Consider the following 218-nt stretch of genomic DNA (forward strand, 5'->3'; position numbering starts at 1 on the left):
GGCGGCTATGGCGGCTGGGGTGCGACGCAGCGCGAGGGCGCGCCGCTGCAGCGCGCGGCGGCCGCGGCGATGTGCGGCTGCGCGAGTGCCTGCGGCATGCACGGCCATGCGCATGCGAGCGCGTGGGGCCGTGAGCTGCCGACGTCGGACGCGAAGGGCTTCTGGGGCGCGTTCGGTTGTTCGTGCTGGGCCGTCTGACATGACGACCCTGACCGGCC

The 218-nt window shown here is 75.2% G+C and carries 1 pseudogene; it reads left to right on the forward strand.

What is annotated here, in order from left to right:
* Nucleotides 1-198 (forward strand): annotated as a pseudogene (locus tag SB786_RS38065) (amidohydrolase); the annotation flags it as partial.
* Between the last annotated feature and the right edge of the window lie 20 nt (nucleotides 199-218).

It is taken from the genome of Burkholderia sp. SIMBA_062, from assembly GCF_046534765.1.
GTDB lineage: Bacteria > Pseudomonadota > Gammaproteobacteria > Burkholderiales > Burkholderiaceae > Burkholderia > Burkholderia ambifaria.